The following is a 19,482-nucleotide window of genomic DNA, read 5'->3' on the forward strand; positions in this document are numbered from 1 at the left end:
ATGGTCAATCCGTCCCCCGCCACGTCCGGTCTCATCCCCCCGTCGGCCCGCCCCGCCGCCATCGCCAACTGGCTGCTGGCCGTCGCCCTGCTGGTGTTCGCGATGGTCGTGGTGGGCGGCATCACCCGGCTTACGGAATCGGGCCTGTCCATCACCGAATGGAAGCCGATCACCGGCGCGATCCCGCCCCTGAACGAGGCGCAGTGGATCGCCGAGTTCGAAAAATATCAGCAAATTCCGGAATATAAGGAACTGAATCAGGGCATGAGCCTGGCGGATTTCAAGTTCATCTATTTCTGGGAATGGGTGCATCGGCTGCTTGGCCGGCTCATCGGCCTTGCCTTTGCGCTGCCGCTGGCCTGGTTCGCGGCGCGGCGAGCCATTCCGAAGGGCTATGGCCCGCGCCTCCTCGCGCTGCTGGCGCTGGGCGGGCTCCAGGGCGCGATCGGCTGGTGGATGGTCTCGTCGGGCCTCTCCGAACGCACCGATGTGTCCCACTATCGCCTTGCCGTGCATCTGCTGACGGCTCTGTTCATCCTGGCCGGTCTGGTCTGGACCGCGCTCGATCTGCGCCAGCTGGCCGCGAATCCGGCATCCCGCCCGGCCCGGCTCACGCCGTTCGCCGCCGTCACCGCCCTCATCCTGTTCATCCAGCTGCTGCTGGGAGCCTGGGTCGCGGGCCTGAACGCCGGCTGGGCGTCAGACACCTGGCCCCTCATGAACGGCCGTTTCTTCCCGGAAAACGCGCAGTATCTGGGCCTCTCCAGCCTCGCGGATGATCCGCACCTGGTGCATTTCCTGCACCGCTGGTGGGCATGGGTGGCGGTGGCCGCGCTGGTCGTTCTGGCCCGTCAGGCCCGGCGCGCCGGCGCGCGGCCGGCCTCTGTCGCGATCCACAGCGCCTTCGGCACCCAGATCCTGCTGGGAATCGCCGTGGTCATGACGGGCATGAACATCACGCTTGCCGTGCTGCATCAGGCTGTCGGCGCGCTTGTCGTCGCCAGCACGGCCTGGGGCGCCCACAGTGTCGGCAGGCGCACCTTGGGGAGGCTCCATTGACCGGGATCGTATCCGTCTATTGCATCTTCGGTTCCACGGACGAGGCGGAGCGTGTCGCCCGCGCGATGGTGGATCGGCGGCTTGCCGCCTGCGCCAACATCCTGGGCCCCTGCACCTCCGTCTATCGCTGGGAAGGCGAAGTCCGGCTGGCAAGCGAAGTGGCCGCCATCTTCAAGTCGGCGGCCGCCACCGCGCAGGCGCTCGTGGAAGCGATCGCCGCCGAACACAGCTATGAAGTCCCCGCAATCACGGTCTGGCCCGTTGAGGACAGCCTGGAAAGCTATGCCCGATGGGTCCGGACACAGAGCGAACCGGCCGGATAGAAGGGCTGTTCGATGTGCGGTATGAAAATACCACACGCCGTTTCCTTGCCTTTTGCAGCCTGTTCGCGTAGTGCCCCGCGCTCCGAACCGATTATCATACCCAAGGACAAGCGATGCTCACCCGCACCACTGCCTCGGCCAAGCCGGCCGAGGTCCAGAAGAAGTGGATCCTGATCGATGCCGACGGCCTCGTCGTCGGCCGTCTGGCCACCATCGTCGCCAACCGCCTGCGCGGCAAGCACAAGGCAAGCTTCACCCCCCACGTCGATTGCGGTGACAATGTCATCGTCATCAACGCCGACAAGGTGCGCTTCACCGGCCGCAAGGCGACGCAGAAGATGTATTATCGCCACACCGGCTATGCCGGCGGCATCAAGGAAGTCCGCGCCGACAAGGTGCTGGAAGGCCGCTTCCCCGAGCGCGTCCTTGAAAAGGCCGTTGAGCGCATGATCCCGCGCGGCCCGCTCGGCCGCCAGCAGATGCGCAACCTGCGCGTCTTCGCCGGCAGCGAGCATCCGCATGCCGCGCAGAACCCCGAGGTGCTCGATGTCGCCTCGATGAACCGCAAGAACGTCCTGGGCGCCCAGGCAGAAGGCAAGGTTGCCGCGAAATGAGCGAGAACACCCCTCAGGAAGACACCCGCATGAGCCTCGCGGATCTCGCGAAGCTGCAGCAGTCCCAGCCCGCCGCGCCGGCCCCTGCGCCCTTGGCCGAAGCTGCCCCGGCTGACGAAGCGGCTCCGGCTGCCCCCGTCGTGCAGGCGGAACCTGTCGCGCTGCGTCCGCAGATCCTCGACAAGTTCGGCCGCGCCTATGCGACCGGCCGCCGGAAGGATGCCGTCGCCCGCGTGTGGCTGAAGCCCGGCTCCGGCAAGATCCTGATCAACGGCCGCGACCAGACCGTCTATTTCGCCCGCCCCACGCTGCGCCTGGTGATCAACCAGCCGTTCGACGTGGCCGAGCGGCTGGAACAGTATGACGTGGTCGCAACCGTCGTCGGCGGCGGCCTTTCGGGCCAGGCCGGCGCGGTCAAGCACGGCATCGCCCAGGCGCTGACCCGCTATGAACCGGCGCTTCGCACCGCCGTGAAGCAGGCCGGCTTCCTCACGCGCGACAGCCGCGCGGTCGAGCGGAAGAAGTACGGCAAGGCCAAGGCCCGCCGCAGCTTCCAGTTCTCGAAGCGCTAAGCGCCACAGCGCTGCACCGCAGGCCCGTCTTCGCGGGTCAGGCGGCACGGGAAAAGGCGGGGCGAAAGCCCCGCCTTTTCTGCGTCTGCGTCTGCGGCGGCGCGGCCTGCCCGCCTACCTTCCTGCCCTTCCGTTTCTCCTCCCGTCGCAACGCCCTTCCCCCGCCGCCCGCCCTCCCGTAAACAGGCGGCGATGCTTGCCCGCCTCTTCCTCGCATTCGCCCTTCTGATTGCCGGCCCGGCGCTTGCCGCCAGCAGCGCACAGCTGGAAAACACCCGCGTCGAGCTCGTCAGCGAGGTGAAGGCCCCGGCGCCGGGGCAGCGCTTCACCATTGGCCTGGTGATGGATCCGAAGCCCGGCTGGCACACCTATTGGGAAAATCCCGGCGACAGCGGCATGCCCACCCGCGCCCAATGGCAGCTGCCCAAGGGCGTCACCGTGTCGGATTTCCGCTACCCGGTGCCGGAAACCTATGTCGTCGCCGGCCTGATGAACCATGTCTATGGCGATGAAAATGTCCTCCTCGCCGAGGTCACCGTTCCGCAGGGCGCAAGCGGGGAGCTGCCGCTGAAGGCCCGGATCGACTGGCTCGTGTGCGACGACAAGATCTGTATCCCCGAAGGGGCGGACCTGTCGTTGACCCTCCCCATCGGCGACGGTGCAGCCGATCCCGCCCAGCGCGCCCGCTTCGACGCCGCACGCGCCGCGCTGCCGGTGCAGCTGGCCGAAGCCGCAAGCTACCAGACAGACGGCAAGCGCATCCGCCTCTCCGTTCCGTTCGCCGACACCGGCGCCGTCACCGCGGCCCATTTCTTCGCGGCTGGCGACGACAGCGTCCTGTTCGCCAGCCCGCAAACCGTCTCGCGAACCGCAACGGCCCTCATCGTGGAGACAGACGCCGTGCCGGGCGCAACGCCGGGCGACGTCCCCGGCCTCCTCCGGATCGAGCGCGGCGATGATGTGCTGGGCCTTGCGATCACCGCGCGGCCCGGCTCCGTCACGGCCGGGCAGCCGCTAAAGACGGCCCCGGCCCCGAAGCCCGGCATGGCCGCATTCTGGCCCGCCCTCGGCCTCGCCATCCTCGGCGGCCTCATCCTGAACCTGATGCCCTGCGTGTTCCCGATCCTAAGCCTGAAGGCGCTCAGCCTCGCGCGGTCGGGCGAATCGGCCGCCCACGCCCGTGCGGAGGGGCTTGCCTATACGGCGGGCGTCGTGCTGGTCACGACGCTGCTGGGGCTGGCCGCCATCGGCATCGCGGCGGCGGGCCAGGGGGCAGGCTGGGCCTTCCAGTTGCAGGATCCGCGCGTCGTGCTGTTCCTGATGCTGCTGACGCTGGCGATCGGCCTCAACTTCGCGGGCCTCTACGAGGTGAACCTCGGCGCCGCGAACATGGGCTCGGATCTGGCGTCGAAGCCGGGTGCGCGCGGGGCCTTCTTCACCGGCGCGCTCGCTGCCTTCGTCGCCACGCCCTGCACCGGCCCCTTCATGGCCGGCGCGCTGGGCGCCGCCCTGCTGCTGCCGCCCATGGCGGGCCTCGCGGTGTTCGCGGGGCTGGGCCTTGGCCTTGCCTTGCCCTTCCTTGCCATCGGCTTCATTCCCGCCCTGCGCCGCCTGCTGCCCAGGCCCGGCCCGTGGATGGTCGGCTTCCGCCGCTTCCTCGCCGTGCCGATGTTCCTCACCGCGCTGGCGCTCGCCTGGGTGCTGGGGCGGCAGGCGGGGCACAACGCCCTGATGCTGGGGCTGTCCATGTCGCTGGCGCTGGCTGTCATCCTGTGGATCCTCGGCATGCGCCAGCAAAAGCGCGCGTCCGTCGTCGTCACCGTGTCGCTCGCCGCGCTGATCGCGCTGCTGTCGCCGCTCGCCCTCAGCCGCATGCCCACAGAACAGGATCCGCTCACCCGGGAACCCGGCCCGGCAAGCCTGTCCGGCGTTGCCTTCACGCCCGAAGCCATCGCCGCCGCACAGGGGGACCGCAAGCCCACCTTCCTCTATTTCACGGCGGATTGGTGCCTCACCTGCAAGGTGAACGAAAAGGGCGCGCTGTCCGATCCCGCCGTCGCCGAAGCCTTTGAAAAGGCCGGCATCCAGGTCATGGTGGGGGACTGGACCCGGCCTGATCCGGCCATCGCCCGCTTCCTTCAGGATCGCGGCCGCGCCGGTATCCCGCTCTACCTCTTCTACGGCGCCGACGGCAAAGTGACGGAGCTTCCGCAGATCCTCACCGTCGGGGCGCTGACGGCGCTTGCAACCCCCGGTTCATCCGCCACCTGACATCATGCCGAAGCCAAGAAGGAGATGTTCATGATGAAGCCCCTGTTTGCAGCAGTCGCCCCCATCATGGTCCTGGGCGTCCTCGCCGCCCCGGTGCTGGCGAATGCCGTCGTCGGGCAGCCCGCGCCCGCCTTCACCGCAAAGGATGCCGCCGGCCGCAGCGTCAGCCTCTCGGATTTCAAGGGCAAGCCCGTGGTGCTGGAATGGACGAACCCCGAATGCCCGTTCGTGCAGAAATATTATTCCGGCGGAGACATGCAGAAACTTCAGGCAGAAGCCCGCAAAGGCGGCGCCGTGTGGCTGACGATCAATTCAGGCGCCGCCGGAAAGCAGGGCCATCTGTCGGGTGAGCAGGCCGGCGCCAAGATGCGCCAGCAGGGTTCCCAGCCGACGGCCTATCTGCTCGATGCCGATGGCGCCGTCGGCCGCGCCTATGGCGCACGCACCACACCGCACATGTTCGTGATCGCGCCGGATGGCACGCTGGCCTATGCGGGCGGCATCGACAGCATCCCCAGCGCCAACCCGGCCGACATCGCAAGGGCCGAACCGCTGGTGAAGCTGGCGCTGGCCGATGTGAAGGCCGGGAAGCCCGTCGCCACGCCGACCAGCCGCCCCTACGGCTGCTCAGTCAAATATTGACCGGCTGATGCCCGGCAGGGCGCATGGCGCCCAGCCGGGGTTTCCGCCGCTCAGGCCGGCTTGCGCGGCTGGATATGCAGTTCGCGCAGCTGCTTCTCGCTCACGGCCGAAGGCGCGTTCATCATCAGGTCCTCCGCCTTCTGGTTCAGCGGGAACAGCGTCACCTCGCGGATGTTCGGCTCGTCCGCGATAAGCATCACGATCCGGTCCACGCCCGGCGCAGACCCGCCGTGTGGCGGCGCGCCATATTTGAAGGCGTTGATCATGCCGGGGAAATTCGTGTCCACCTGGTCGCGCGTATAGCCGGCGATCTCGAACGCCTTGTACATGATCTCCGGCTTGTGGTTCCGGATCGCGCCAGAGGACAGCTCCACCCCATTGCAGACGATGTCATACTGGAAGGCCAGGATCTCCAGCGGGTCCTTCGTTTCCAGCGCCGTCATCTCGCCCTGCGGCATGGAGAAGGGGTTGTGGGAAAAGTCGATCTTCCCCGTTTCCTCGTCCGCCTCGAACATCGGGAAATCCACGATCCAGCAGAACTTATAGGCGCCCTGCTCGATCAGCCCCAGCTGCTCGCCCACGCGGGTGCGGGCAAAGCCGGCCAGCTTGGCAGCCGCAAGCTCCTTGCCGGCCGCAAAGAAACAGCCGTCGTCCGGGCCAAGCCCAAGCGCCGCATACAGGGCTTCCATGCCCTCCGTGCCATGGTTCTTGGCGATGGGGCCGCCGAATTCGCCGCCCTTGCGCGTCACATAGCCAAGGCCCGCATGGCCTTCGCTGCGCGCCCATTCGTTCATGTCGTCAAAGAACTTGCGGCTCTTTTCCGCAGTGTTCGGCGCGGGGATCGCCCGCACCACGCCGCCCGAACCCACGATCTTCTCGAACAGGCCAAAGCCGGATTGCCGGAAATGCTCCGACACGTCCGAAATCAGCAGCGGGTTCCTGAGATCGGGCTTGTCATTGCCATATTTCAGCATGGATTCGCGGTAGGGAATGCGCGGGAACGCCCCTTCCGTCACCGCCCAGGGCTTGTCGCGGTTCCAGCCGGCGAACTCAGCGAACACGCCCGCCAGCACCGGCTCGATCGCCTGGAACACATCTTCCTGCGTCACGAAGCTCATCTCGAAATCGAGCTGGTAGAATTCACCCGGAGAGCGATCCGCCCGCGCATCCTCGTCGCGGAAGCAGGGCGCGATCTGGAAATAACGGTCGAAGCCCGCCACCATCAGCAGCTGCTTGAACATCTGCGGCGCCTGCGGAAGCGCATAGAATTTGCCCGGATGCAGCCGCGAAGGCACCAGGAAGTCGCGCGCGCCCTCCGGGCTGGAAGCCGTCAGGATCGGCGTCTGATATTCGGTGAAGCCCTGCGCCTGCATCCGCTGGCGCAGCGACGAAATCACCTTCGAACGCAGCACGATGTTCCTGTGCAGCCGCTCCCGCCGAAGATCCAGGAAGCGGTAGCGCAGGCGGATATCCTCAGGATATTCCGCCTCGCCCGCCACCGGCAGCGGCAGCTCGGCTGCTTCGGATTGCACGGAAACCCCACGAACCCGCACCTCGATGGCGCCGGTCGGCAGGTTCGGGTTCACCGTGCCCTCGCTGCGCGCCACCACTTCGCCGTCGATCGTCACCACGGATTCCAGCCGCAGCCGGTCCAGCGTCTCCAGGAACGGCGAACCGGCGGCCACCACCAGCTGGGTCAGGCCGTGATGATCGCGCAGGTCGATGAACAGCACGCCGCCATGGTCGCGCTTGCGGTGGATCCAGCCCGACAGGCGGACGGTCTGGCCGACATGCGCGGCCGTCAGCTCGGCGCAATGATGGGTGCGATAGGCGTGAATTTCGGTCGTGTTCATGGGCGGGGGGTCAAGGCCAAGGCCACCCTTTTGTCAAGCACGCATCCTGCCGCTATCGGGCATCCATGCAAATTCATCCGCTCGTCACAGACAGTGAAACACTCGCCCGGCTCATCGGCCGGTTGAAACAGCATGACATCGTTTGCGTCGATACCGAATTCATGCGGGAAAGCACTTATTATCCAGAGCTTTGCCTGATTCAGCTCGCCTCTGTCGAGGATGCGTTCGCGATCGATCCGCTGGCCGAAGGTCTCGATCTCACACCCTTTCTCCAGCTGCTGTCAGACGAATCGATCCTGAAAGTCCTGCATGCGGGCGGTCAGGACATCGAGATTTTCATGAATCTCACCGGAAAAGTGCCCTTCCCCCTGTTCGACACCCAGATCGCCGCTATGGCGATGGGGATGGGGGAGCAGGTCAGCTACGCCAATCTCGTCGCCCATTTCACCGGCCATCAGATCGACAAGGGCGCCCGCTTCACCGACTGGGCGCGCCGCCCGCTGTCGGACCGGCAGATCCATTATGCCATCGGCGACGTCACCTATCTGTCCCAGCTGTTCCCCCGGATGCTCACCAAACTGCGCAAGACCGGGCGCGGCGAATGGCTGGACGAGGAAATGGCCCGCCTGTCGGACCCGTCCAACTATGTCGTGAACCCGGATACCGCCTGGCAGCGGCTGAAGCTGCCGAACCGCAAGCCGGAAGTGCTCGGCCGCCTGAAGGCGCTCGCCCGCTGGCGGGAACTTGAGGCCCGCGACAAGAATGTGCCGCGCGGCCGCATCGTGAAGGACGAGACGCTGGCCGATCTCGCCGCCGCGCCGCCCGTCAGCCAGTCTGATCTGGGCAAGGTGCGCGGCCTCTCCACCAGCTGGACGACGAACGCGATCGGTCAGCGGCTGCTCGCGGCCATCGCTGCGGCAGAACCCCTGTCGGACGAAGAGATGCCGCCGCGGGAAAATCGCCCCGGCCTTTCCACCGATGCCTCTCTGATCGCAGACCTTCTGAAGCTGCTGCTGAAGATCCGCGCCAAGGAAAGCGGCGTCGCGCCGAAGCTCGTCGCCCGCTCCGAAGAGATGGAGGCGCTGGCCGCCGGCGTGCGCGAAGGCCTGCCGATCCTCTCGGGCTGGCGCCGCCAGCAATTCGGGGAAGACGCCCTTGCGCTGGTGGAAGGCCGGCTCGGATTCTCGGTGCGGAACGGCAAGCTCAGGATGCAGCCGCTGCAACCCGTCGAAGACGAAGCACCCGACGTCAGCGAAGACGAAGTTTCGGTTCCAGCCCCAGTGCCTGCGCCAGATAACGGTGCCGCCGCAGAACCGAATCGGCGTAGAGCGCCTCGGCGGCGCGCGGCAGGCTGAGGACGAGCGCGCCCGGCTCGCGGGCAAGCGCGGCCTCGCGCAGCCCGTCCGCCGCGCCGCCGCCCAGCCTTTGCCCCAGCCGCAGCGCAAGGCCCCACAGCCGGGCCAGCGCCAGCTGATCCGGGCCGGCCAGCTGCCCCAGAACATCGGTTCCGTTGCCGGGCAGCGCCCCGCCGTTCACCACCCACAGCGCCGTTGCCAGCATCGCCCGCCCGGCAGCGTCGATCCCCACCCAGGTGCCGTGCAGCGCCAGGTCCATGCCGTCTTCCGCGCGCATGTCGGGGTGGGCGCGCCAGGCGGTATCAGCCAGCAAGCAGGCCGCATGGCGGATCCGCCGCAGATCGGGCGCTTCCTCAGGGAACAGCGTATCGGAAAAGGTCAGCAGCGCCTCGCCCACATCGGCGTCGCTGCCGTCTGAAAAGCGGCCCATGCGGTCCGCCGCCTCGCGCGCGGCAGACAGCAGCGGATCCTGCCGCCGCGCCGCGGGCGACAGCGCCTGATACAGCAGCCCTTCGCGCAGCCCATAGGCGGAACTCACGATGCAGCAGCTGCCAAGCCGCTTCGTCACCGCCCGCAGCATCGCCGCCGCACCCGGCAGCTGCGGCACGCGCGAGGACGAGATGGACGGCACATCCTTCAGCGATTTCAGCGAAATATGCGCCAGCGTCCGCACCAGCCGCTCCGGAGCGTCGGCGGGCAGGATGTGCTGATGCGTCACCGGCAGCGGCCAGTCCGTCTGGTGCATGTACAGCTGCGTCAGCGCCCGCCAGCTGCCGCCGACCGCATAAAAGGGCAGCCCCTTGCCAAGCGCGGCCCAGCCCAGTCCGTTCAGCCCCTCGTCGATCCGGCTGACCAGCTCGCGCCGGCCCTTCTTGCGGAAGGCGTCCAGCCGCAGCGAGCCCAGCGGCAGCGACAGCCGCTCATGCACCTCGCCGCCGGCGATCCGCACCAGCTCCAGCGATCCGCCGCCCAGGTCACCCACCACGCCGTCGGCATCCGGAATGCCAGCGATCACGCCATAGGCGGCGCCGCGCGCTTCCGTCTCGCCGTCGATGATCTCCACCTGGATGCCCGTCAGCTCCGCGATCCGGGCCACGAAGGCGGGGCCGTTCGCGGCATCCCGAACGGCAGCGGTTGCAACGGCCCGCAGGCTGTCCACCCCCATGGAGTCGCACAGCAGCGCAAAGCGGGCGAGCGCCGCCAGCGCGATGTCCATGGATTCGTCCGAAAGCCGGCCGCCCGGCGCCAGGCCCTTGCCCAGCCCGGCCATCACCTTCTCGTTGAACAGAACCGCCGGCGTGCGCGTCAGCCCCTTGTAAACGACAAGGCGGACAGAGTTCGAACCGATGTCGATGATCGCGATCCGCGGGCTGGCGTGGGCCACAAGGGAGGCCTCGCCCGGCGGAACCGCGACCGTCGCCACCGTCAGGCCGCGACGGCTTGGGCGATGGCGGCCTTCACCGCCTGGATCGCCTCTGCCGCTTTCGCCGCATCCGGCCCGCCGCCCTGCGCCATGTCGGGCCGGCCGCCGCCGCCCTGCCCGCCCAGTGCCGCCACGCCTGCGCGCACCAGATCAACGGCATTGGCCTTGCCCGCCAGATCGGCAGACACCGATACCGCGATGGAGGCCCGCCCGTCGCGCGTCGCCACGATAGCGAACACGCCCGATCCGTGGCGCTGCTTCTCTTCGTCCAGCAGGCCGCGCAGTTCCTTCGGATCCAGGTCGTCGATCACCCGGCCCAGGAAAGGCACGTCGCCCAGCTGCTCCGGCGCCACCTCGGCGGCCTGCCCCGGCCCGGCCAGCGCCAGCGCCTTCTTCGCGTCCGCCAGTTCGCGCTCCAGCTTCTTCACCGTGTCGGCCAGCGCCGCCACCCGCTCCGGCACATCCTCAACCCGCGCCTTCACGCTGGCGGCCGTCGCCTTCAGCAGATTTTCCTGCGCCACCAGATGCTTCAGCGCCTCCACGCCCGTCAGCGCCTCGATCCGCCGCACGCCAGAGGAAACGGCGCTTTCCGACACGATGCGGAACAGCGCGATGTCGCCGGTCGCGTTCACATGGGTGCCGCCGCACAGTTCCACCGAAAAGCTGCGCCCCGTATCGGCCGCACGGCCCATCGAAAGCACCCGCACCTCGTCGCCATATTTCTCGCCGAACAGCGCCAGCGCCCCCGCCTCGATCGCGGCATCCGGCGTCATCAGTCGGGTGCCCACCGGCAGGTTGGCGCGGATTTCCGCATTCACCTCAGCCTCGACCGCAGCAATTTCCTCGGCCGTCATGGGCTTCTGGTGCGAAAAATCGAACCGCAGCTTGTCCGGCGCCACCAGCGAGCCCTTCTGGCTCACATGCCCGCCCAGCACGCGGCGCAGCGCCGCATGCATCAGGTGGGTGGCCGAATGGTTGGCCTTCACGGCCGCCCGCCGCTCGGCGTCCACCTTCAGCTGCACGGCATCGCCCAGCTTCAGCGTGCCCGAAACCAGCTTGCCCGAATGCGCATGCAGCTTGCCCAACGGCTTCTGCGTGTCAGCCACCTCGAACCGCGCGTCGCCCACGGAAATCACGCCGGTGTCGCCCACCTGCCCGCCGCTTTCGGCATAGAAGGGCGTCTGGTTGGTCAGGATCACCAGCTCGTCGCCGGCCTGCGCTTCGGCAACCTCTGCGCCGTCCTTCACCAGCCCGACGATCGCGCCTTCCGCGCCGGTCGTCGAATAGCCGATGAAATCCGTCGCCCCCAGCTTTTCGGCCAGATCGAACCACAGGCTGTCGGTGGCGTTCGCGCCCGAACCTGCCCAGGCGGCACGTGCGCGCGCCTTCTGCTCGGCCATGCTGGCGTCGAATCCCGCGCGATCCACGCCCAGCCCCTGCGCCTTCAGCGCGTCCTCTGTCAGGTCATAGGGGAAGCCATAGGTGTCATACAGGCGGAAGGCGACATCGCCCGGCAGCACCGCACCCGGCTTCAGCCCGGCGGTCGCATCGTCCAGCAGCTTCAGCCCGTTCTGCAGCGTCTGGCGGAAACGGGTTTCCTCCAGCTTCAGCGTTTCCGCGATCAGCGGCTGCGCCCGCACCAGTTCGGGGAAAGCCCCGCCCATGCTGCTCACCAGCGCCGGCACCAGCCGGTGCATCAGGGGCTCGCTCGCCCCCAGCAGGTGCGCATGGCGCATGGCGCGGCGCATGATCCGCCGCAGCACATAGCCGCGCCCCTCGTTGGCGGGCAGCACGCCGTCGGCCACCAGGAACCCGGCGGACCGCAGATGGTCCGCGATCACCCGGTGAGAGGCACGGGTGTTCACCGCGTCCGTCGGCGTTTTCGTCAGCGCGGCGGATTCGCCGATCAGCTGCTTGAAGATGTCGATCTCGAAATTGTCGTGCGTGCCCTGCAGCACGGCCGCGATCCGCTCCAGCCCCATTCCGGTGTCGATCGAAGGCTTGGGCAGGTTCAGCCGGGTTCCGTCCGGCTGCTGATCGAACTGCATGAACACCAGGTTCCACACTTCGACAAAGCGGTCGCCATCCTCGTCCGGCGAGCCGGGGGGGCCGCCGGGAATGTGCGCGCCATGGTCATAAAAGATTTCGGAACATGGCCCGCAGGGGCCGGTGTCGCCCATGGACCAGAAATTGTCGCTCGTCGGGATGCGGATGATCCGCTCGTCGGGCAGGCCCGCAATCTTCTTCCACAGCGCGAACGCCTCGTCGTCCGTATGATAAACGGTAACCGTCAGCCTGTCCTTCGGCAGGCCCCATGTGCCCGTCAGCAGATCCCAGGCCAGCGTGATCGCCTGATCCTTGAAATAGTCACCGAAGGAAAAATTCCCCAGCATTTCAAAGAAGGTATGGTGGCGCGCCGTATAGCCCACATTGTCGAGGTCGTTGTGCTTGCCGCCCGCGCGCACGCACTTCTGGCTGGAAGTCGCGGTCGTGTAGGGCCGGGATTCCAGCCCCGTGAACACATTCTTGAACGGCACCATGCCGGCGTTCACGAACATCAGCGTCGGGTCGTTCTGCGGCACCAGCGGCGCGGATGGCACCAGCGCATGACCATTTTTCGCGAAATGGTCGAGGAAGGATGCCCGGATGTCGGCAGTCGAAGTCATGGCTCTCGCTATTCCGTGATACGCGGGCCGTGGGCCCGGTCGCTGTCTCAGGCGCCCATTAGGGGGCCGCACGGCAGCCGCGCAAGTGCAGCACCGCCCCACCCCCCTTGAAACCCCTGTTCCCTATCCCAGATTCCCCATCGTGGACAGCGGCAGCCTCCGGGGGCCGCGCCCCACGAAAGCCCGGCCAACCGGCGGGCACCACATGACCATTGCTTTGAAAGGATGGCGATCCATGCGTACGAACTTCGATTTCACCCCCCTGCTCCGTTCCTCGATCGGCTTTGAAAACCTCAACCGCCTGATCGACAGCGTGGCCCGCGCCGCCGAAGGCGACACCAGCTTCCCGCCCTACAATATCGAGAAGCTGGGCGACGACGCCTATCGCATCACCATGGCCGTCGCCGGCTTCACCCGCGAAGAGCTGGACATCACGGTGCAGGAAAACACCCTGGTCGTCACCGGCAAGGCCGCCGATGAAGTGCAGCCGGCCGAACGCACCTTCCTGCATCGCGGCATTGCCAAGCGCGCGTTCGAGCGCCGCTTCCAGCTGGCCGACGTCATCAAGGTGACGAACGCCTCGTTCGAGCACGGCCTTCTCAACATCGACCTGAAGCGCGAAGTGCCCGAGCACAAGAAGCCGCGCAAGGTGGAGATCGGCGCGAACGACACGCCCGTGATCGACGGCGAAGCCGCCTGATCTTGCACGGCGGCCTGCCGCCTGATCCCGCAGGCGGTCTGCAATCGAAGGGGCCGGGCGACCGGCCCCTTCTTCAATAGTAATAGCGCTCTTCCACCACCTTGCCGCCGGCCACGCGATAGCCCACGACTTCGCGCATCTGCATGCGCTCGCCGCCCTTCGGTGTCACGTCGATGTCCATCACCAGCAGGAAGCTGTCGCCGTTCACGAACGGCCCTTCCGACCGGAACCCGTGGATCTCGTGATTGGCATACCACCATTCCGCCTTGGCGACCGCCGCTGCCTTGCCCTCGGTCCGATCCATCTCGCCCGGCATCGCCTCGATCGTCACCAGATCGTCGGCCCAGTGCTTCATCGCGGCCTCGTCCATATGGCCGGCCGCCACCATGGCCGCATAGTCGGCCGCTATCGCACGCACATCGTCTTTCATCGCCCCTCTCCCGCCTTGGTCCAGCACGGCCCCCCGACCGCCCCTTTTCAATCAGGGGGGTGCAGTTTCCTGCAATTCCGATAGCGTCGCAATATCGGGAAGAGGGAGTTCGTCGACATGAGTGGCTATTCCATCGAAGTCAGCCGGTCAGATCTTGCAAATCAGCGGCAGGTCGCGATCGACCTTGCGGCTGCCGAAGGCGAACTCATCGCCCGCGTCGATCTCGCCGCGCTCACCTCGAACAACATCACCTATGCCGTGCACGGCGGCGCCCCGCTCCACTACTGGAACTTCTTCCCCGCCTCGGAACCGGATCGCGGCATCGTGCCTGTGTGGGGCTATGGCACCGTGATCCAGAGCCGGGCGGCCGGCATCGCAGAAGGCCTGCGCCTGTTCGGCTACTGGCCCTCCGCCACGCATCTCAGGCTCAGGCCCGGCCCGGTAAAGGCGGGCGGCTTCTCCGATCTCGCCGATCACCGGCAGGCGCTTGCCCCTGTGTACAACAGCTATCGCCCCACCCCGAATGTGCCCGCCCAGGCAGAGCCGCTCGTCGCCCTGTTCCAGCCGCTCTACGGCACGGGCTTCGTGCTGGCGCACAGCCTCGCGCCGGATCTGGCCGCCGGGCGGCAGGTTCTCCTCACCAGCGCCTCGTCGAAAACCGCGCTCGCCACTGCCTGGAACCTGAAACAGGCCGGCCATGCGCCCATCGGCCTCACTTCCGAAGCCAACAGGGGCTTCGTGGAACAGACCGGCTTCTACAGCCAGGTCCTCGCCTATGATGCGATTGAGTCGCTCGACCCGGCAACCCCGTCCGTCCTCGTCGATTTCTCCGGCAACGCCCGTTTGAAGGCGCGGCTGCACCGCCATCTGAAGGGCCTCGCCGCCAGCCATATCGTAGGCGACACCAACTGGAACCAAACCGCCGACGAGCCGCTGGAAGGCCCCCAACCTGCCCTGTTCTTCGCCCCCACCCATTGGGAAGCGCGCGCCCGGCAGATCGGCCCCCAGGCGTTCGATGCCGAACTGGCGCAGAGCATGGCCGATTTCCTTGCCACCACGCCCGCCTGGCTGCACGTGGAAAGCAGCAGCGGCCCTTCAGGCTATACCGAAGGCTTCAACCGCCTGCTCGCGAACAAGGTGCCGCCCAGCACGGGCCTGATCTGGCGGCCCTGAGCGCCTATCCCCGCTCGGTCTTGCGCCGCTCCACCGAAAAGCGCTTCAGCTGCTCCGCCGGCTCCTTCCATTCCGGCGCCAGCGCGGCGGCGGCGGCATAATCCTCATAGGCCTCGCGCACATTGCCCAGCATCTCGTGCGCGACGGCCCGTGTGTAGAGGGCGACTTCCGGCCTGTCGGGCTTCATTTCCAGCGCGCGCGTCAGGGAATCGATGGCGGCCTGATCCTGCCCGCCCCGGTGCAGCAGCGCGATGCCCAGATTCACATGCGCCTCGGCAAGCGCCGGGTCCATTGCGATGGCCGACCGGTAATCGGCCACGGCGTTCTCCAGATCGCGCGCCTGCATGTGGATGATGCCCCGGTTCACCAGCGTCGCGGCGCGGTCGCGCCGGTTCAGCGAATCCAGGTCCAGCGCGCGGGAACAGGTGTCCAGGCTCGCCTTCGTCTCCCGCTTGAATTCGGCGGCCAGATAACAGTCCCGCCCGGCCGAGCTGCCGCCCAATATGGTGGCGGCGGCATCGGCAGCCGTTCCGCTGCCCGTTGCGGCCAGCGCGGCCGCGACCAGCAGCCCTCTCCAAGGCGTCTTGGTCATGGATCGATCCTCCCACGGTCTTCCGTGGCGCAGAATATCACATCCGGCCGCAGCCGCCAGAGCTATGGCTGCGGCAGCAGCCGCGTCACATGCCCCATCTTGCGCCCCGGCACCGCATCGCGCTTGCCATAGAGGTGCAGATGGGCCGTCGGATCGGCCAGGATCCGGCCCCACTCGGCAGAGCTGTCGCCCAGCAGGTTGCGCATTTCCACCAGCGGCGCCGTCAGGCCCACCGGCCCCAGCGGCAGGCCGCAGATCGCCCGCACATGCTGCTCGAACTGCGATGTTTCCGCGCCCTCGATCGTCCAGTGCCCGCTGTTGTGCACGCGCGGCGCCATCTCGTTGAAGACAGGCCCGTTTTCGGTCGCGAAAAACTCGCAGGCCAGCACGCCCACATAATCCAGTGCATCCGCGATCCTGACGACAAGCGCCGTCGCCGCATCCAGGTGGCCCGGGTCGATGCCCTCGGCCGGGATCGTGGTGCGGGAAAGGATGCCATCCTCATGCACATTCAGGCAGGCGGGATAATGCACCTCCCGCCCGCGCGGGCAGCGGGCAACCAGGATGGAGAATTCGGCGTCGAACCGCACGAACCCTTCCAGGATCAGCCCCTTGCCCCCCACGGACGCAAAGGCCTCGGCCGCCTCCGCCGTCGATCCGATCCGGGCCTGCCCCTTGCCGTCATAGCCGAAGCGGCGCGTTTTCAGGATCGCGGGCGCCCCCAGCTCCGCCAGCCCCGCCTCCAGCTCGGCCAGTGTCTCCACCGTGCGATAGGGCGCCGTGCGGCCGCCCAGCGCCTCGACGAACTGCTTTTCCGAAAGCCGGTCCTGCGCCACGTCCAGCGCGGCATGGCCGGGGCGCACGGGCTTCAGCGCCTCAAGGAAGGCGACCGTCGCAGACGGCACATTCTCGAACTCGTAGGTGATCACGTCGCAATCCGCCGCGAACCGCGCCAGCGCCGCCTCGTCCGAATATCCGGCCCGCGTTTCCGCCGCCGCCACCTCGGATGCGACAGCCTCGCCCTCCGGCGCGAACACATGCACGCGATAGCCCAGGGGCGCCGCCGCCAGCGCCAGCATCCGGCCCAGCTGGCCGCCGCCCAATATCCCGATGGTCGCGCCGGGCAGGATCGCCATCAGAGAGGCGAATCCGCAACCGCGTCGGTCTGCGCCTGCCGCCAGGCCCGCAACCGCGCCGCAAGATCGGCATCGGTGATCGCCAGGATGGAAGCGGCCAGCAGCGCGGCATTGATCGCCCCCGCCTTGCCGATCGCCAATGTGCCCACCGGGATGCCCGCCGGCATCTGCACGATCGACAGCAGCGAATCCTGCCCGGACAGCGCGGCTGATTGCACCGGCACGCCCAGCACGGGCAGATGCGTCAGGCTGGCGACCATGCCGGGCAGGTGCGCGGCGCCCCCGGCCCCGGCGATGATCAGCTTCAGCCCGCGATCCGCCGCGCTTTCGGCATAGGCGACCATCCGGCGCGGCGTGCGGTGCGCCGACACGATCTTCACCTCGTGCGGCACCGTCAGCGCGTCCAGCGTTTCGGCGGCGTGGCGCATCGTCTCCCAGTCCGACGCGCTGCCCATGATGATCCCAACCAAAGCCGTCACAAGCCCATCCCCGGCAAAAAACGCGCCCTAAGGGCGCATGGCCCCATTGGCAAGCCTCACAGGCTCAGGAAGCGCCGGTCCGTCGCCTTCAGATCGGCATCCAGCGTATAGAGGATCGGCACGCCGGTCGGGATCTCGAACGACACGATGTCGGCATCCGAAATGCCGGACAGATGCTTCACCAGCGCCCGCAGCGAATTGCCGTGCGCGGCGATCACCACCCGCTTCCCCGCCTTCAGCTGCGGCACCACCAGCTCTTCATAGGCGGGCAGCGCGCGGGCGATCGTGTCCTTCAGGCTTTCCGTCTGCGGGATCGGGATACCGGCATAGCGCCGGTCGGTCGAAACATCGAACGCGCTGCCCTTTTCCTGCAGGGGCGGCGGCACGTCGAAGCTGCGCCGCCAGATCTTCACCTGTTCGTCGCCATGCTTCGCCGCCGTCTCGGCCTTGTCCAGGCCCGTCAGCCCGCCATAGTGCCGCTCGTTGAAGCGCCAGTCCTTCGTCACCGGCAGCCACAGGCGGCCCATCTCCTCAAGCACCAGGTTCAGGGTCTTGATCGCGCGGGTCTGCACGCTGGTGAAGCAGGCGTCGAAATCATGGCCGGCCGCCTTCAGCGCGGCCCCGGCGGCCTTCGCCTCGGCGATGCCCTTCTCCGTCAGGTTCACATCCCACCAGCCGGTGAAGCGGTTTTCCAGGTTCCACGCCGACTGGCCGTGGCGGATCAGTACAAGTTGCGCCATTTCAAACCCTTGTTGTCAAAATCAGGTGTCAGAGATCGTCGATGATGTCCGCCAGCGCCGACAGGCAGGCCCGCCCCAGGTGGCGGCTGCGCGCCGGGGACCAGCCAACCGCCGGATCGGGCAGGTCCGCTGAATCCTTGAACGGCATCTCCAGCGTCGCAGACACACAGCCGAAGCGATGCGCCAGCTGGTTGGTGGACATGGCAAGGTTGGCCTTGCCCGGCGGCGTGACGGGATAGCCGATCCGCGTCTGGAATTCGGCATTGTGGCGGGAAAGGGCGGATTTATACCGCTCCAGCAGGTCCAGCTGCCGGTTGGTCACGACCGGAACGCCTTCGAAGCCTGCGATGAAATTGTGCGGCAGCGCCTCGTCGCCATGCACGTCCAGCGCGAAATCCACGCCCGTCTCGTCCATCCGGCCACGCACGCACAGCACTTCGGGCGACCGCTCCGCCGTGGGCGCGGCCCATTCGCGGTTCAGGTTCGCACCGGCCGCATTCGTCCTCAGATAGCCGCGAAAGGCGCCGTCCGGGTTCATGTTCGGCACGATGTGAAAGCGCGCCTTCGCCCGCAGCGTCCGCGCCAGCGGAGAGGCCGGGTCCACCAGCTCCTCCAGCGCGCCGTCCATCCACCACTCAGCCATCGTCTCGCCCGGATGCTGGCGGGCATAGAGCCACACCTGCTTCGCTCCCTCGCCCAGTTCCAGGCAGTCGATCGGCCGCCCGTCCAGCGAATGCCCCAGCACGCTTGCCGAAACGCCCGGCTGCATCGCCATGCGCGCAATCAGGTCCAGATGCCGTTCGTTGGAATAGGGCGCGAAATAGGCGACCCACAGCAGGTCGGAATCCGGCGTCACCCGGATGGTCAGCGTGCCCTCGGCCTCGCCCGCATTATAGCTCGTCTCGGCCTGCAGCCAGCTTTGCCGGTCTGCCGAAACCCGCGCCTGATAATCCGGCCAGCCGCCCGGATAGGCGGATTTTTCCAGCCCCGTGATGTCCAGCGTCAGCGGCACGCCTTTCGCGCCCGCCACGCGGAAGTGGAACCACTGGAAGAATTCGCCCCCGGCATCGACATTGATCGCCAGCGCGAAATGATGCGGGCCGGTCTGGCCCAGCACGCGGATGTTGCCCGAATCAAAGGCAGAGCTGATGCTGATCCCCATGGGTCAAGCCGCCTAGCAGCGCCGCGCCCGCCTTGCCAGTCCGGCCCGCTCGCGGATCGGCCCGCCGATTGACTTTGCGCCGCCCGCCCCTTATGCGCGCCGCTCAATTTCGAATCCCCCGGGGAAGCAAGATGAAGATCCGTAACAGCCTCAAGTCGCTCAAGGGGCGGCACCGTGACAACCGTGTGATCCGCCGCCGCGGCCGCACCTATGTCATCAACAAGACGAACCGCCGCTTCAAGGCGCGCCAGGGCTGAACCCGCCCTCGGGCCTTGCAAAAGGGTCTGTCGAC

The 19,482-nt window shown here is 67.4% G+C and carries 19 protein-coding genes; 10 read left to right on the forward strand and 9 right to left on the reverse strand.

Annotated elements, in window-relative coordinates; translation table 11 throughout:
* The 6 genes from ACE3O8_RS01850 (at nt 1) to ACE3O8_RS01875 (ending at nt 5,481) form a co-directional block, all read left to right on the forward strand.
* Nucleotides 1-1,059 carry a COX15/CtaA family protein gene (locus ACE3O8_RS01850; RefSeq protein WP_374386176.1) on the forward strand — a complete coding sequence of 353 codons (1,059 nt, stop codon included), beginning with the start codon at nt 1-3 and terminating at the stop codon, nt 1,057-1,059.
* The gene (gene cutA, locus ACE3O8_RS01855; RefSeq protein WP_374386178.1) at nt 1,056-1,382 is read left to right on the forward strand and encodes a divalent-cation tolerance protein CutA; all 327 of its coding nucleotides are present in this window, start codon (nt 1,056-1,058) and stop codon (nt 1,380-1,382) included. Before ACE3O8_RS01850 ends, cutA begins: the two co-directional genes overlap by 4 nt.
* Nucleotides 1,383-1,495: 113 nt before the next feature.
* A complete protein-coding gene (gene rplM, locus ACE3O8_RS01860) occupies nt 1,496-1,996 on the forward strand; it encodes a 50S ribosomal protein L13 (RefSeq protein ID WP_374386180.1) in 501 nt (166 codons plus the stop codon).
* Nucleotides 1,993-2,568, forward strand: a complete 576-nt coding sequence (gene rpsI / locus ACE3O8_RS01865) for a 30S ribosomal protein S9 (protein WP_374386182.1) — start codon at nt 1,993-1,995, stop codon at nt 2,566-2,568. The genes rplM and rpsI overlap by 4 nt, the downstream gene beginning before the upstream one ends.
* 192 nt (nt 2,569-2,760) lie before the next feature.
* On the forward strand, nt 2,761-4,839 hold the full coding sequence (locus ACE3O8_RS01870; protein ID WP_374386184.1) for a protein-disulfide reductase DsbD family protein: 2,079 nt from the start codon (nt 2,761-2,763) through the stop codon (nt 4,837-4,839).
* Nucleotides 4,840-4,869: 30 nt separating this feature from the next.
* Nucleotides 4,870-5,481 (forward strand): thioredoxin family protein, encoded by a 612-nt coding sequence (locus tag ACE3O8_RS01875; protein ID WP_374386187.1) that lies wholly within the window; start codon nt 4,870-4,872, stop codon nt 5,479-5,481.
* 50 nt (nt 5,482-5,531) lie between these two features.
* On the opposite strand, the gene aspS is transcribed toward ACE3O8_RS01875, so the two are convergent.
* On the reverse strand, nt 5,532-7,319 hold the full coding sequence (gene aspS / locus ACE3O8_RS01880; RefSeq protein WP_374386238.1) for an aspartate--tRNA ligase: 1,788 nt from the start codon (nt 7,317-7,319) through the stop codon (nt 5,532-5,534).
* 80 nt (nt 7,320-7,399) lie between these two features.
* Here aspS and rnd point away from each other — a divergent pair, with 80 nt between their 5' ends.
* Nucleotides 7,400-8,689: a ribonuclease D gene (rnd, locus tag ACE3O8_RS01885; protein ID WP_374386190.1), complete on the forward strand. Its 1,290-nt coding sequence runs from the start codon at nt 7,400-7,402 to the stop codon at nt 8,687-8,689.
* Here rnd and ACE3O8_RS01890 read toward each other — a convergent pair.
* Nucleotides 8,583-10,112 (reverse strand): Ppx/GppA family phosphatase, encoded by a 1,530-nt coding sequence (locus ACE3O8_RS01890; protein ID WP_374386192.1) that lies wholly within the window; start codon nt 10,110-10,112, stop codon nt 8,583-8,585. The two genes, rnd and ACE3O8_RS01890, sit on opposite strands and share 107 nt — an antisense overlap.
* Nucleotides 10,113-10,114: 2 nt before the next feature.
* Nucleotides 10,115-12,778, reverse strand: a complete 2,664-nt coding sequence (gene alaS, locus ACE3O8_RS01895) for an alanine--tRNA ligase (RefSeq protein ID WP_374386194.1) — start codon at nt 12,776-12,778, stop codon at nt 10,115-10,117.
* A gap of 235 nt (nt 12,779-13,013) precedes the next feature.
* On the opposite strand from alaS, the gene ACE3O8_RS01900 reads away from it, so the two are divergent.
* Nucleotides 13,014-13,478, forward strand: a complete 465-nt coding sequence (locus ACE3O8_RS01900; RefSeq protein WP_374386196.1) for an Hsp20 family protein — start codon at nt 13,014-13,016, stop codon at nt 13,476-13,478.
* Between the two features lie 73 nt (nt 13,479-13,551).
* On the opposite strand, the gene ACE3O8_RS01905 is transcribed toward ACE3O8_RS01900, so the two are convergent.
* On the reverse strand, nt 13,552-13,908 hold the full coding sequence (locus ACE3O8_RS01905; RefSeq protein WP_374386198.1) for a SnoaL-like domain-containing protein: 357 nt from the start codon (nt 13,906-13,908) through the stop codon (nt 13,552-13,554).
* Nucleotides 13,909-14,025: 117 nt separating this feature from the next.
* Between ACE3O8_RS01905 and ACE3O8_RS01910 the strand changes: the two genes are divergently transcribed.
* Nucleotides 14,026-15,081: a DUF2855 family protein gene (locus tag ACE3O8_RS01910; RefSeq protein ID WP_374386200.1), complete on the forward strand. Its 1,056-nt coding sequence runs from the start codon at nt 14,026-14,028 to the stop codon at nt 15,079-15,081.
* A 4-nt stretch (nt 15,082-15,085) separates the two neighbouring features.
* Here the strand turns inward: ACE3O8_RS01910 and ACE3O8_RS01915 are convergent, their stop codons facing one another.
* The 5 genes from ACE3O8_RS01915 to ACE3O8_RS01935 all read right to left on the reverse strand — a co-directional run bounded on the left by ACE3O8_RS01915 (nt 15,086) and on the right by ACE3O8_RS01935 (nt 19,190).
* A complete protein-coding gene (locus ACE3O8_RS01915; protein ID WP_374386202.1) occupies nt 15,086-15,673 on the reverse strand; it encodes a tetratricopeptide repeat protein in 588 nt (195 codons plus the stop codon).
* A 62-nt stretch (nt 15,674-15,735) separates the two neighbouring features.
* On the reverse strand, nt 15,736-16,812 hold the full coding sequence (locus tag ACE3O8_RS01920; protein WP_374386240.1) for a 5-(carboxyamino)imidazole ribonucleotide synthase: 1,077 nt from the start codon (nt 16,810-16,812) through the stop codon (nt 15,736-15,738).
* A complete protein-coding gene (gene purE / locus ACE3O8_RS01925; protein WP_374386242.1) occupies nt 16,809-17,264 on the reverse strand; it encodes a 5-(carboxyamino)imidazole ribonucleotide mutase in 456 nt (151 codons plus the stop codon). Before purE ends, ACE3O8_RS01920 begins: the two co-directional genes overlap by 4 nt.
* A gap of 80 nt (nt 17,265-17,344) precedes the next feature.
* Nucleotides 17,345-18,028, reverse strand: a complete 684-nt coding sequence (gene gpmA, locus ACE3O8_RS01930; RefSeq protein ID WP_374386204.1) for a 2,3-diphosphoglycerate-dependent phosphoglycerate mutase — start codon at nt 18,026-18,028, stop codon at nt 17,345-17,347.
* A gap of 28 nt (nt 18,029-18,056) precedes the next feature.
* The gene (locus ACE3O8_RS01935; protein ID WP_374386206.1) at nt 18,057-19,190 is read right to left on the reverse strand and encodes a M14-type cytosolic carboxypeptidase; all 1,134 of its coding nucleotides are present in this window, start codon (nt 19,188-19,190) and stop codon (nt 18,057-18,059) included.
* A gap of 131 nt (nt 19,191-19,321) precedes the next feature.
* Between ACE3O8_RS01935 and ykgO the strand changes: the two genes are divergently transcribed.
* Nucleotides 19,322-19,447 carry a type B 50S ribosomal protein L36 gene (gene ykgO, locus ACE3O8_RS01940; protein WP_004210176.1) on the forward strand — a complete coding sequence of 42 codons (126 nt, stop codon included), beginning with the start codon at nt 19,322-19,324 and terminating at the stop codon, nt 19,445-19,447.
* Nucleotides 19,448-19,482: the final 35 nt, after the last annotated feature.

Source organism: Sandaracinobacter sp. (genome assembly GCF_041909755.1).
GTDB lineage: Bacteria > Pseudomonadota > Alphaproteobacteria > Sphingomonadales > Sphingomonadaceae > Sandaracinobacteroides.